Origin of the sequence: Streptomyces scopuliridis, assembly GCF_042790125.1 — a bacterium.
GTDB lineage: Bacteria > Actinomycetota > Actinomycetes > Streptomycetales > Streptomycetaceae > Streptomyces > Streptomyces scopuliridis_A.
Genome location: NZ_JBHTZS010000042.1, coordinates 14608 through 26796 on the forward strand (window position 1 = coordinate 14608; position 12189 = coordinate 26796).

The 12189-nt window shown below is 66.7% G+C and carries 16 protein-coding genes; 4 read left to right on the top strand and 12 right to left on the bottom strand.

Annotated elements, in window-relative coordinates:
• Positions 1-74 precede the first annotated feature (74 nt).
• From ACFRKB_RS35685 to ACFRKB_RS35735, 11 genes are all read right to left on the bottom strand, one after another.
• Positions 75-593, bottom strand: a complete 519-nt coding sequence (locus ACFRKB_RS35685) for a hypothetical protein (RefSeq protein WP_383110773.1) — start codon at positions 591-593, stop codon at positions 75-77.
• Positions 590-1372, bottom strand: coding sequence for an aldo/keto reductase (locus ACFRKB_RS35690; protein ID WP_383110774.1), 783 nt, complete (start codon positions 1370-1372; stop codon positions 590-592). Before ACFRKB_RS35690 ends, ACFRKB_RS35685 begins: the two co-directional genes overlap by 4 nt.
• Complete coding sequence (locus ACFRKB_RS35695) at positions 1369-1977, bottom strand: AAA family ATPase (RefSeq protein WP_383110775.1); 609 nt, start codon at positions 1975-1977, stop codon at positions 1369-1371. Before ACFRKB_RS35695 ends, ACFRKB_RS35690 begins: the two co-directional genes overlap by 4 nt.
• A complete protein-coding gene (locus tag ACFRKB_RS35700; RefSeq protein WP_383110776.1) occupies positions 1974-2576 on the bottom strand; it encodes a 3'-5' exonuclease in 603 nt (200 codons plus the stop codon). The genes ACFRKB_RS35695 and ACFRKB_RS35700 overlap by 4 nt, the downstream gene beginning before the upstream one ends.
• On the bottom strand, positions 2573-3745 hold the full coding sequence (locus tag ACFRKB_RS35705) for a radical SAM protein (RefSeq protein WP_383110777.1): 1173 nt from the start codon (positions 3743-3745) through the stop codon (positions 2573-2575). The genes ACFRKB_RS35700 and ACFRKB_RS35705 overlap by 4 nt, the downstream gene beginning before the upstream one ends.
• Positions 3742-4332: a nucleoside-diphosphate kinase gene (locus ACFRKB_RS35710; protein ID WP_383110778.1), complete on the bottom strand. Its 591-nt coding sequence runs from the start codon at positions 4330-4332 to the stop codon at positions 3742-3744. Before ACFRKB_RS35710 ends, ACFRKB_RS35705 begins: the two co-directional genes overlap by 4 nt.
• Entirely contained in the window at positions 4329-5348 is a 1020-nt protein-coding gene (locus tag ACFRKB_RS35715) for a thymidylate synthase (RefSeq protein ID WP_383110779.1), read from the bottom strand. The genes ACFRKB_RS35710 and ACFRKB_RS35715 overlap by 4 nt, the downstream gene beginning before the upstream one ends.
• Before the next feature lie 226 nt (positions 5349-5574).
• Complete coding sequence (locus tag ACFRKB_RS35720) at positions 5575-6480, bottom strand: helix-turn-helix domain-containing protein (protein ID WP_383110780.1); 906 nt, start codon at positions 6478-6480, stop codon at positions 5575-5577.
• 76 nt (positions 6481-6556) lie between these two features.
• The gene (locus ACFRKB_RS35725; RefSeq protein WP_383110781.1) at positions 6557-6946 is read right to left on the bottom strand and encodes a DUF6302 family protein; all 390 of its coding nucleotides are present in this window, start codon (positions 6944-6946) and stop codon (positions 6557-6559) included.
• Between the two features lie 180 nt (positions 6947-7126).
• Positions 7127-7612 (bottom strand): hypothetical protein, encoded by a 486-nt coding sequence (locus ACFRKB_RS35730; protein WP_383110782.1) that lies wholly within the window; start codon positions 7610-7612, stop codon positions 7127-7129.
• Entirely contained in the window at positions 7612-8046 is a 435-nt protein-coding gene (locus tag ACFRKB_RS35735; protein ID WP_383110783.1) for an ATP-binding protein, read from the bottom strand. The genes ACFRKB_RS35730 and ACFRKB_RS35735 overlap by 1 nt, the downstream gene beginning before the upstream one ends.
• Before the next feature lie 209 nt (positions 8047-8255).
• Here ACFRKB_RS35735 and ACFRKB_RS35740 point away from each other — a divergent pair, with 209 nt between their 5' ends.
• From ACFRKB_RS35740 to ACFRKB_RS35755, 4 genes are all read left to right on the top strand, one after another.
• On the top strand, positions 8256-9038 hold the full coding sequence (locus ACFRKB_RS35740) for an aminotransferase class IV family protein (RefSeq protein ID WP_383110784.1): 783 nt from the start codon (positions 8256-8258) through the stop codon (positions 9036-9038).
• A gap of 9 nt (positions 9039-9047) precedes the next feature.
• On the top strand, positions 9048-9965 hold the full coding sequence (locus ACFRKB_RS35745) for a formylglycine-generating enzyme family protein (RefSeq protein WP_383110785.1): 918 nt from the start codon (positions 9048-9050) through the stop codon (positions 9963-9965).
• Positions 9966-10143: 178 nt separating this feature from the next.
• Positions 10144-10437, top strand: coding sequence for a hypothetical protein (locus ACFRKB_RS35750; protein WP_383110786.1), 294 nt, complete (start codon positions 10144-10146; stop codon positions 10435-10437).
• 44 nt (positions 10438-10481) lie between these two features.
• A complete protein-coding gene (locus tag ACFRKB_RS35755) occupies positions 10482-10964 on the top strand; it encodes an SAM-dependent methyltransferase (RefSeq protein WP_383110787.1) in 483 nt (160 codons plus the stop codon).
• A gap of 96 nt (positions 10965-11060) precedes the next feature.
• On the opposite strand, the gene ACFRKB_RS35760 is transcribed toward ACFRKB_RS35755, so the two are convergent.
• Complete coding sequence (locus tag ACFRKB_RS35760) at positions 11061-12149, bottom strand: helix-turn-helix domain-containing protein (protein ID WP_383110788.1); 1089 nt, start codon at positions 12147-12149, stop codon at positions 11061-11063.
• Between the last annotated feature and the right edge of the window lie 40 nt (positions 12150-12189).

Consider the following 12189-nt stretch of genomic DNA (forward strand, 5'->3'; position numbering starts at 1 on the left):
TTGCGGGGAAAGTCAACGCGCGGACGGCCCGGCACGAGGTTGGTCGTACCGGACCGCCCACGCGCACGGGAGGGCTACGAGGCAAGGACTGATTCAACGCGCTGGACGACGTCGCCTTCGAGGTAGGCCATTACGCCGATGGCGAGAGCCTGTAGGCCGAGGAGTAGCCGTGCCTGCGCGTTCTCGGGCAGTTCCGTGATGGCTTGCCCGGTGGGTAAGACTCGCAGCACGGCCCGAGGGTCGCGGTACGCGAGATCCGCGGTGTCCTCGTGGGTAAGCGGATGCGTCGCTACGAGGTGTGAGATGACCTTCCGGCGCCGCATCTGCATGTGGTTCACGGCGACCTGTCGAAGCACGGGTAAGCCGTGTCGCGTTCCTTGCAGCGCTCGTTGGGCGGCCTGCTCAGGTGATTCGTCGTTCTCTACTGAGCCGGTGGGGAGCACGATGTCACCGCAGCCCGTAGCGTCCGCGACGAGTAGTTCATCGGCACCGATGGGCACGAGGAGCATCACCCCGATCACCGGGGGCCGCCAGTTTTCGTACGGGGCGCGTGAACGCGGGAGCGCTGCGGCGGAGGCGGCGGTCGGTGTCATGGCCGCCCGCTGTCCCTGACGGCGTTCACGATGTCCGCGAGGTGCCGGGGGTTGCTGGTCCCTGGGATGGGAGCCACGTGAGGCCCGAGCTGGAGCAGCCAGGAGAGAGGGGTTGTGACGTTCCCGCCCAGCGCCGCGCTCCCCGCGTCGAGGGGGCGATAGGGCACGTACGGAATGCCTTCGTCCCGGCAGAGTTCGAGCATGGGGTCGTAGCGGTCGTGGACGTTGAGAACGTTCTGTACCGCCGCGACGGTGACCTCCTTCGTCACTCGCTGGAAGTCCTCGGGAACGACTTTTGACAGGCCGATGTGCCTGATCTTGCCCTCGTCCTGGAGGGCCTGGAGTGTTCCGATCTGGTCAGCGATCGGTACCTCCACGTCGATGCGGTGCAGATAGCACAGCTCCAACTGCTCGACGCCGAGGCGGCGGAGGCTCGCTTCGACACAGGCCCGGAGGTAGGCGGGGTGGCCATGAGGGGTCCACACATTGGGGGCCGGCCGCGCCATGCCGACCTTGGTGGCGATCAGCACGTCTTCGGGGTACGGGTGGAGGGCGTCCTTGATCAGGTGCTCGACGGTGTGGGGGCCGTAGGCGTCCGCGGTGTCGATGTGCGTGATGCCGTACGTATGGACGGCCTGTCGGAGCACGCTGAGAGCTTGGTCGCGGTCGGGCGGGTCGCCCCAGGCGCCGGGGCCGGTCAGGCGCATGGTGCCGAAGCCGAGGCGGGAGACGGCCTTCCCCGCGATGGTGATGGTGCCCGCTGGCGGTGTGCTGCTCATATGGCGGCCTCCTTGAGGCAGAGCTCAAGCGCGCGTTCCACGGCCCGCGCCTGGCTGTCGGCATCGCTGGTCACCCGCTCGTGTGGGATCTCTTCCTCGTCCAGCAGCGCGTGCGTGTGCCGGTCGACGAGCGTGCGGTATCGGGTGTCGTAGTCGTGCTTGGGCGCGAGCGGGACAGCCGAGTCAAGGACCGTCGCGAAGAGCAGGTCGTATTTCGGGGCCTGGGTGGACGCGAGGAGCCGCAGCCGCTCGCGCTCCAGGCGGTGCGCGTGCTCCTGGCGCCACTCCTGGGCCGCGTGGAAATAGGCGAGGGCATCCCAGGTAGCACGATCGGCCAGGACTACTCGGACGGCATCGGGGCCCGGCGGGGCAGCGGCAGCGATCTCGTCGGCGATGCCCTGTGCCATGACCCACTCGGTGGAGGCCGCCGTGTGGTTCTGCATCTTCGGCAGGCCGACGAGCGCGGCGCGTCGCCCGAGCCTGCCGGTGCGGGCCACAGGGATTCCACGGCCGCGCAGCTCCATCTCGATGCGCTTGAGCAGCATGGTCTTGCCGGTGGAGTGGGTGCCCATCACGCCGATGCGGATGGGCGAAGTCGCGGTCACCACAGCATGGGGTCCTGTTCTGGTTCGGGGGCTCCGGGCAGGCCGGGCGGCACGGCCGCGGCGACGAGCTGGTCCCAGGTGTCGTAGCGGGCGGCCATGGCGATCAGGAGTTGAGCCGTGGCGTAAGCGTCGAAGGTGGCTCGGTGCCGCTGTGCGGGAGCCGCGCTCAGGTCGGGGTGCGCGTGCTCGATCAGGGCATCGAGGGAGTACTTCGGCAGGTCGGAATAGGTGGCCTTGGCCAGCCGCAGGGTGTCGAGCACTCCGGCCGGCTGCCACTGCGGAAGATGCGCGGACAACGCCTTGTAGTCCACATGTGCGTTGTGGGCACAGACCCACGAGACGCCCAGGAGGGCGTGGACCTCGTCGGCGATCTCCTCCCAGCCCGGCTCCTTCTCCAGTCGTTCGTTGGTCAGGCCGTGGATGCGAGCGGCGAGCGGTGTGACGGGGTGCCGCGGCTTGGTCAGCCACGCCCCCGCCGTGCTCGTGTCCGGCCGCCCCTCGCGTACGGGAAGGGCGGCGACCTCTACCAGGTCGGGCGGGTTGGTGCCGTTGCCCTCGACATCGACAACGAGGAGCCGGGGCCAGGAGGAGAAGTTCATGCGCCGGTGGGTCCGTCCTCCGCCTTCCAGCCGATGGGGGCCCGGCCGTGCTGGCGGTAGTGGTGGGGCTTGGCTCGGTCGTGGCACTGGTAGCCGAAGCCGTGCTGAAGGAAGTAGCGCGGCGGCTCGTCCAGTCCCTCCACGACAATGGCACGGTCGTTGACCTCTACCTCGCCCGTCGCACCGAGTGCTCGGGCTTCCTGCGTGACGGCCACGAGATCCGGCTTGACCCACGCTCCCTGGCACCGCGCGATCTGCTCCGCGGGACAGATGTCGCACAGTTCTCGAACACCGAAGTGGCCGTTGTAGTCCGCCTCGCCATGCGCGTAGGCCACTGCGCAGGAGGTCTTGCGGAAGAGGGCGCCCCAGGCGCCGTCACGCTCGAAAGCGTCGAGTATCCGCTGCTCGGCAGCCTCGGGCATGATCTTCCGCCGGGCCGTCTCGTCGTACGGCATCGGCAGGCCGTGCGACTCGTAGTACGAAGCGATCTCTTCGCGGAAGAACAGCCCGGTGAAGACGGTGGCGTGCGTGTACTGGGACAGCACCCGTGCCCGCTCGATGTCGGTGGCGGAGTCGTTGAGGCCAGGCACGATCGGCCGCCAGTACAGGACTGTTCGGTAGCGGTCCGCGTGCTCGTAGAGGGTGCGCAGGCTCTGAGCTGCTATGCGGGAGTCCACAGGCTCGATGTCGGGGTTGTCGATGTTGGAGTGCGTGACCAGCACGGTCAGGCGCAGGTTGGTGAAGCTGTTGAGGACAGCGCAGTCCTCGGGGGTTACCCGCCAGCGCGTGATGACCAGGACATGGTTGGTCAAACCCTGCTCGTCAAGCTTCCGCAGCACGGAGAACACGTGCGGTTTGACGATGGGGAGCATGGGGTCGGTGGCCCGGTTGAGGAGCTGGATCGGAGTCTTGTGCGCTCGGAAGTACGGATGGCCGATGAGGCGAGTGACCGCCTCCTCGTCGCTCATCAGGCGCCGGGGCACCTTCATCTCGAAGTTGTCGAAGAGATGCCGGACGCAGTACCCGCAGTCCAGCGGGCAACCCACGATCCAGTTCAGGGACAGCCCCGACTTGCGGTACTCGATCACGTCAGCGAGTGACGGCTTCAACGCGTCGATCTTGTCGGCGGACAGGATTGGCAGAGCGCGGCCCGGTACGGCTGTGGTCATGGAGTCCTCCGTAAGTTGTCAGGTGGCCCGGGACGGCTGGGCGTGGACTGGAGCGGGACGGAAGGCGCGAGGAGCGCGTGACGATCGGCGCCGAACCAGGTGCCGAAGTCGCGGCGGGCGGCGCTCGGGTCGTCGGAGGTGTGTACAAGGTTCTGTACGAGCCTCTTCTCCGCGAGCGCCGCAGCGAGGCTGTCGTCGCCGAGGTCCCCGCGGATGGTGCCGGGTGCGGCCTGGGTCGGATCGAAGTGACCGAGGAGCTGCCGCAGACGGTCGTGGATTCCGGGCTCTCCGTGCGCGAGGGCGACAGCCACGGGCCGGTGGGCATACATCGTGTCCAGGCACGCGGGGATGTCCCGGCCGGGGAATCTGTCGGCGTCCACCAACAGGTCCCAGTAGTGGACGTGGGCCTGCCATGCCTGCGCGGTGAGTTCGCGGCGGTTGGTGACGGTGACGCCGGTGGCAGCGATCCGTTCGAGCACGGCGTTGACCAAGTCCCGCTGGACGGCGTCCGGTTTGCACAGGACGACCGCGCATCGGGAGAAGTCGATCACCTCTACTCCGATGCCGCTCGGCGGCTTGCGGCTCACTGTTCGGCTCCGGCGTTCGCGCAGGCCGGCCAGCGGTGTCCGAGGAGCCAGCGCAGGCCCGGGTGGAGCGCGTCCAGCACATCACGGCTCACGGCATCGGTCTGATCGTGCTCGATCTGACGGTAGACCTCGAAGAGCAGTACGGCCTGCTGCCAGTACGCGTCCACGTCAAGGCTCGCGATCGTGTCCGCGCTGTACTGAGCCTTGTTCGTGCGCAGCAACTCCTCATGTTCGAGGACCCGCGTGATAGTGGCGGGGGTGGTCCGCGCCGACATCGCCGGGAACGGAAAGTGCTGCGGGTGCCGTCGCTCGTCCGCCTCATTCAGCACCCGCTCGACGCGCTCGGCGTTCCGATCGTTGACGTGCGCCGAGCCGATGAAATGGGTGTACACCCCCAGCTCCAGACCGAGTTGCACGGCCGCGTACTCCTGGATCATCGTGAAGCTGAAGACGTCGCTGAGCAGACCGCAGTCCAGGTCGTTCGCGCGCATGTTGCACACCATGTGGAGTCGTCCTTGACGCGCGAGCAGGTGCAGCCCGGCCAGGCAGGCCACGTCGGGGTTGTCGCTGACAGCCAGTTCGGCGGCGGAGAAGACCGGCAGGTACCCGCGTTTGCTGTCGGTCTCCGTGCGCAGCAGCTCCAGAACCCGGTCGAACGGCGAGACCGTGTCGCTGTCGGCGGGGTTGAAGAGGGTGTAGCCGTAGGCGGACCCGCCGAGGTTGATGCCGTCTGGGGAGCTGGAGCGCATGGACGGCGCGTAGTAGCCGACCATCTCCAGGTCGCGGCGGCCGGCCAGATACCAGAGGGCTTCGGCGAATTGGAAGACGGGATTCGCCTTGCGCGTCGCCAGGTAGGGGAGTCGTTGGCGGGGGTCGGGCAGCCGGAAGCCGACACCGATCACCTCGCGGGCCTCGTTACCGCGGGCCGTGATGTGGTGATCGTGCTCGTGGGTTGCCAGCTTGAGCAGAGCCAGGTAGGCGCCTTCGACGCCCCGGAAGGTATTCGGTGTGAGCATGCGGGCTCCAGAGGACGGGGTGGTTGCTGAAGGGTTAGCGCATGAGGAGGAGCGAGGCAGTTGAGTGGGGCGGGCCGCCTGCCCCAGCAGCGACGAGAACAGCGCGCGAGGTCTTCATCCCAGCTCACCTTTCGTAGTGGTGAGCTGTGTTTTCCGGCTCTGGACGCGCCCCTGAGCTGAAAGGCGTTGGAAGCCGAGAAGTGGGCTTCCAGGCGCTGGCGTCTCCTTACGGGGAAATTCGAGGCTGTTGTTCGATGTGCTCGAATTGGTGCAAGAGGACGGGGCTCAGATTGTAGGTGCGCCTGCTTTTCAGGTCGTAATGCTCGGCCATGGACTCGATCAGGTCCAAGGAGTCAGGCGGTGATAGTGAACTCGCCGCAATCAGGCTGTATGCAAATTCGTATTGTGCCACTGTTTCTGGATCGTCAAACAACTGGCCAGATGCGAAGCATTTCAGATAGGCGAGTGTCGGTGCATCCGAGAAGGTCATCAGTTTCAGTGCGCCTTCAATTGCCGGGTGTCCGCCGGCCGTAAATAGCAGTACCTGTGCGATGATTCTGCGCCGACGCATCAGTGTGGCGATGTGGCGCAGTGCTTCGGCCATCACCGCAGGGCCGCCGATCATCCGCCGTAGGACGGCCTCGTCAAGTACGGTCCACACTGCGGGCCCTGTTGCGTCTTGGAGCATCTTTGCGCGTTCGAGCACTGGAGTAAGCAGGTCTTTGATCGCGTCCTCGGCTGCTGTTGGGAGGCCGGAATGGAGGGCCGCTTGCGCGTACGCCTTTGTTCGCAATATTCCCGGGATGACCTGTGGGGCATACTCTTGGATGCGTTTTGCGGTTTGTTCGGCCTTGGCTGCTTCAATGCTTTGGTCCGGCTGTCGTAATTTCTTCAGTGCGTCACAGTTTCGGAAGAAAAACCCTCCGGTGTCGAAGAGGTCGTCAAGCCTGGGCGCGATTTCCGGCCGGATCTTGCGCGTGCCCGCCTCCAGCATTCCAATGAACGCGCCGGTCACAAAAAGCTGATGCCCCACCTCTCCCTGTGACATTCCTTCCTTTTCGCGGTGGTATTTGAGTTCTGCGCCGAGTAAGGCATGGACTGACGGTGACGTGTCCAGCGGCTTTGGGTGCATGGGAATCCTAGGAGAGTCAGTAGAGGCGTCTTGTCCGCTGCAATCAGTCCTGCAGTGGACGAGACATCTGCTGTCCTTACAGGCCCTTCAGGGCTTGCTGTTCGTATCGGACGATCGCCTCGTCGGAATAGCCGAGGTGTTTCCAACGGGTCACGGCGTCACCGCGGGGAAAGTCGTCTCCCCAGACGACCGTTCGGCGCGCGCTGTGAGCGCTTCCAGTCCCGCGCAAACGTACGGAGGGGAATCCCTGTCGGCCGGCCAGCGCGGACAGCGTCGCCTCCGCCTCGGCATCGTTCGCGACGGTGAGAGATCCTGCCCGGCGGGAGCCGCCAACCGGCACGGCGAGCCGGTACCGCATCTCGCCGTCCGTCTCACCCACGGGCACGGCGAACGCCGAGTCCAGGAGCGTGGGGTCGGCAAGCCTTTCACGCATCGACGCGCGGTCAGTCTCCAGTGTGTGCTTCATGAGTCCCCCTGTCTGAGGTCAGTCCCGGCGGAGCCGGACGAGTGGCCCTGTGGTCAACCGGGCCGACGCGGGACGCATCGCCGCGTCGGCCCGGAGTGGTGCGCCGCTCGGCGCGCCAGGCTGTGACGTCCCTTCGCGCCGAGCGGCTGTCTGGGGTGGGGTTGCCGCCAGGCGAGCGCATCACTTGTCGTCTCCCATCAGGTCGAGGAGAGCGAGGATGGCGAGAGCAAACCGACGGAGGTGAGGCACGGCCTGGCCCGGTTCCGGGCGCTCGTCGCGCAGAGCAAGCAGGAGACGCAGCTCCTCGGCGGGGTACATGGCGACACGGTGCGGTACGACCTGTATGAGCTGGGTCGTTGCCCTGCGGAACCTGTCGCTGATACGCGCGGCTTCCTCTTCACTCAGCACATGAGTGGAATGCTGCCGCGTCCGGCGCGGCAGGGGGAGACAAAGACGGGCTAAAAGGCTGTTTACCGTGCGGCCCGGGGCCGTTGGGGCGGGGCCGGCCTGCTCGCAGAGCACCTCGTTCAGGACGTCGTAGAGGTCGTCGCTCATCCCGTCGTCCGCGAGCGAGCGGGTCAGGGCGTCAACGAGCCTGCGCATGGTCGTCTCTTGGGTGGAGACAGGCCCGCAGACCACAGGGGTGATGTCCGCGAGGGTGACCATTACGGCTTCCTTTCGGGGACGCGGAAGCTGCACCACGTCGTCATGCCGTCGTCGCTGACGCCCCAGTCCCGCGCGAAGACGGCGACCAGGAACAGACCGCGACCCGTCTCGTCCACGGCGTCCGCGCAGCGCAGCACCGCCCGGGTCGGGTTGCCATCGGTGACCTCGATGCGCAGCTCGTCGAGGGTGCGCAGCACTCGCAGCTCGACGTCTCCCCGGCCGTGCCGGATGGCATTGGTTACCAGCTCGGAGACGGCGAGCACGATGTTCTCGGCCTCGGGATCGGGGACCTTCCACAGCCGCAGGTGGGCACCGGTGATGCGGCGCATGCGAGCAACGCGGGTCTTGTCCGGGGGGAACGCCACCGCGAAGCCGTCGGAGGTCTGGGACAGCAGTTCTGCTGCGACCGTTGCGACGGGTGTGGTGGGGGTCATCGGGAGCCTCCCAGGTGGGCACTGCGGCGTGCGGCGTGGGTGTGTCGCGCGGTGGCACGCCTCGTCTCACTGATCACCAAGCGTGTCCGTACGGTGACCAGAGAACACCGCGCGGTGAAGGCTTGGGAATGACTTGCCGACGACGTTGACTCGTCAGTAACCAGCGTTGGGGTGCCGCCGGAATCGGCAGTCCTGACATGCTGGGCGGCATGGTGACACTCGATGGAAAGCCCGTATCCGCAGACGACTTGCTTCCCTTGGCCCTGACCAACCTGGGCCACTTCACGTCCATGCGCGTCGATGGCGACGGCAGCATTCGCGGCCTTTCGCTGCACATGGAACGTCTCGTGAGGGACTGCAAAGCTGTGTGGGGGGCAGACCTCGACACCGGACGCGTCCGCGACTATGTCCGCCAGAACCTGGACGGACAGAACGGCCCGTGCGTCGTCCGCGTCACGATCTACGACCCCAAAGTGGATATGGGGCACCCGGCGAACGCCGACGAGCCGCACGTCCTGGTCTCTGTGCGCGGTGCCGGCGCGATGCCCCCGGAGCCGCTGCGAGCCATGAGTGTCCCGTACGACCGCGATCTGCCGGCGGTCAAGCACGTCGGTCTCTTCGGTGCCCTGCACGCCCGCCGCGCCGCGCAGCTCGCCGGGTTCGATGACGCCCTGTTCGTCGGCCGCGACGGACTCGTGAGCGAGGGCGGCACCTGGAACGTCGGCTTCGTCGACCACGACGGCACCGTGGTGTGGCCGCAGGGGCCTGTACTTCCCGGCGTCACCATGGCACTGCTCCAGCAGCATGCCGAGCACCGGGTAGCCACCGTCACTCTGGAGCAGGCGAAGGGTATGACGGCTGCGTTCGCGACGAACACGAGTGTCGGCGTCCGCGCCCTGAAGTTGATCGACGAGGCCGAACTTCCCGACGAGCACCCCGTCTTGAACCAGCTTCGAGAGACGTACCTCTCGGTCCCCGGCGAGACTCTGTAGAGCGAGAACATGGCGGGGGTGATCAGGTGGACCGGTCATGAGGCCGGCCTGCTGCGTAAGGCGATGCGCAAGACCGGCAAGGCGTTCGCCGAACTGGTCGGTGTGAACCAGCGCCAGATCCCCCGGTGGGAGGGCCGCGGCGAGACCCTGGAACTCAGTCTCGTCAACCAGGCGGCCCTCGACACCGTTCTCGCCCAGGCGGACCGCGACGTACAGCAGCGGTTCGCAGCCCTCCTCACCGAACGCGCCGCCGCCGAGCACGACGAACGCGCCGAGGAACTGCTGCGCCGAGATGCTCGCACCAGCAAGCACCCCGTCGACGGCAAGCTGATGACCCTCGTCGCGGAAGGCATTTTCCTGTCCGGCGCCGACAACCGTTCGGTGTGGCTGGACAGCTTCCTCATCGACATCTACCCGACGACCAACGAGGACTACAGGAAGTTCATCGCCGCCACCAGGCACCGACCTCCGCGGCACTGGCCCGGTGGTCGCTTCCCCGCCAACCTGGCCACCCATCCGGTGGTGTGGGTGACATGGAACGACGCCTCCGCCTATGCCCACTGGGCCGGCAAAGCGCTGCCCACGGCCCGGCAGTGGGAGAAAGCAGCCCGCGGCTCGAAGGGACGCATATACCCGTGGGGCACCGAGCCCACAGCCGCGAAGTGCAACGTTGCCGAGACTGGCATAGACATGACGACACCCGTCGCCCGCTACCAGTCCGGCGTCAGCCCGTACGGGGCCTTCGACATGTGCGGCAACGTCTGGGAATGGTGCTCCACCGAGGAGACGCCCGGCAGCGGCCGGTACGAGCTGAAGGGCTCGGCGTTCACCAGCCCGTTCGAGCGCTCCACGCCATCACTGCGGAACGCGGCGAACGCGTCCATGCTGGACAACGACACCGGCTTCCGCTGCGTCAGCCCCGCGTAAAAGGTCTCCAGTTCGCCAGGTGTCAGTGGGGCAATGCCGCGCGGGCTCGCAGGCAGGAGCAGCGCCAGTTCGGAGAGGGCCCTGAGTCGCTGTACGGCCCGGGGGACGGGCTGCGGGAGTCGACCGTCCGACTTCCGGTGGAGGTATGCGGTGTGCCATGAACGGTTCCTTCAGCAACATGGCCAGCACATCAGAGTTCCGTCGCAGCGTTCGGACGCGTGGAGCCGCGTTTCGCCGTACGTACGCGGTGACGCTCGGATATCTCGGCGTCACGCAGATCGCGAGCCGGAGCGTGGAGGAAGCGTGTGCCACCTGGGGCGGCGTACTGGACGCGATGGAGGAGGGTATCTACTCCGGACGCGCACGGCAGGCAGCCGTGGATATGCGCCATCCCGTCTTCCGTACCGTCGTCGTGGCATCGCGGCGGTCGCCGACCTGGACGCGCGGGCTGCCGCGTATCTCGCCCGAGTAGATTGACGCCGTCGCCACGCAGGCTCGAAGGGGAGTGCGGATCGCATGACGAAGTCACTGGAGATCAAGCCCATCGCCACCGTGGTCGGCGGACGCACCGAGCCCATCGACGACCACTGGACGGGCACGGCCATCATCCGCCTGAATCCGGACTTCCCCGTCGAGGTCGTGGAGGGTCTGGAGGAGTTCTCCCACCTGCTGGTTGTCTGGCACTTCCACCAGGCGTCGCCCGACGACGTCGCTCTCCACGCCCGTAGTCCCCGCAATAATCCCGAGTGGCCGTCGACCGGGACGTTCGTTCACCGCAACCACCGTCGGCCGAACCAGCTCGCCCAGTCCTTCCCCCGGCTGCTGAAGGTCGACGGCCTGGACCTGCACGTCACGGACCTGGACGCGATCGACGGAAGCCCGGTCTACGACCTCGCTCCGTACTTCAGGGAGATGGGCCCGCGTGGCGAGGTACGCGAACCCGGTTGGCCGGGCGAGATGCTCGCGGACTACTGGGACGACGCAAGGAGCGCAACCTGAGTCAGTGGAGCGGCCTTAATTGGTGTCCTGCCCAGTTTGGGAGCTGCCCCAAGCGCGGGCCACGGCACGGCCGCGCTGTGTGTGCGGATGTGGCCCTCAGGGGATGATGGACAGGCTGCGTTTCGCAGGAGCCGTCACGTGTCGGCCCTCACCATCGAAGGTTGTGAGGGTGAGCCCGAAGAGGAGCCGATTCATCTCCTCGCTGGTGAGTCCGAGTTCTGTGGCCACGGACGAAGGGCGGATACGCTTCGAACGCAGTGCGGTGAAGACCTTCGTCAGCACCTGCGACGTTTCGCGCCGGCCCATGCCCTGCGGCTCGTCGGACCGGTACCCCAACCGGCTCAGCTCGGCGCATGTAGAGCGGTACTGCCAGTCGGAGAGCAGGCCCAGGTCGTGGATGCGGTAGGTCAGGGCCATGGCGGAGACATTCCAGATCTTCTTGCCATGAAGGATCTGGTCGACGTGCGCGCCCGACGGCATGTGTCCCAGAACGCTCGCTCGCGGCATCAGGAACGCGGAGGCGAAGTGGTTCGCTTGCCGTTCGGCCTCGGGCCCTGAACTGGCGTGCTCGCTACCGTGCATGACGAGATGTCCCAGTTCGTGGGCGGCGTCGAAGCGGCCCCGCTCGGCAGACTTGAGCGTGTTGAGGAACACGAACGGAACACCGTCGCGCCATACCGCGAACGCGTCGACCTCGGCATGGTCGGGATCCAGTGAGAACACCCGAACTCCGTGCGCTTCCAGAAGGTGCACCATGTTGGGCGCCGGCGCCTCTCCCAGACCCCAGCGGGTGCGGACCATGCCAGCGGCTGTCTCGGGGTCGGGTTTGCCCAGTGAGGGTACGTCCACTGCTGGGAGGCGGAATCTTTGGTCGATCCACTCGTACAGCATCGCCCCCAGCGTGCCGGCGGCCCGAGCGGCTTCGAGGATCCTCGCCGACGTCTTGCTGCGCGCTCGCCAGGAGATACCTTCGGCGGGGAGTTCGTCCAGCGCGGGGCCTTCGAAGAACGCGGCGGGAAAGTCCAGCGCCGAGGCGATCTTGTCGAGAGTGTCGGGACGTGGTGCGGTGCGTCCTGTCTCGTAGTTCGACAGGCTCTGCAGTGACACCCCGGCCCGGTCCGACAGCTCAGCGAGGGTGAGGCCCCTGCGCTTGCGGGCCAGTGTGATACGGGACGGGGTCACCATGTGGGGCTGCCTCAGTTATTGGCGGTGCACGGTGGGGCGA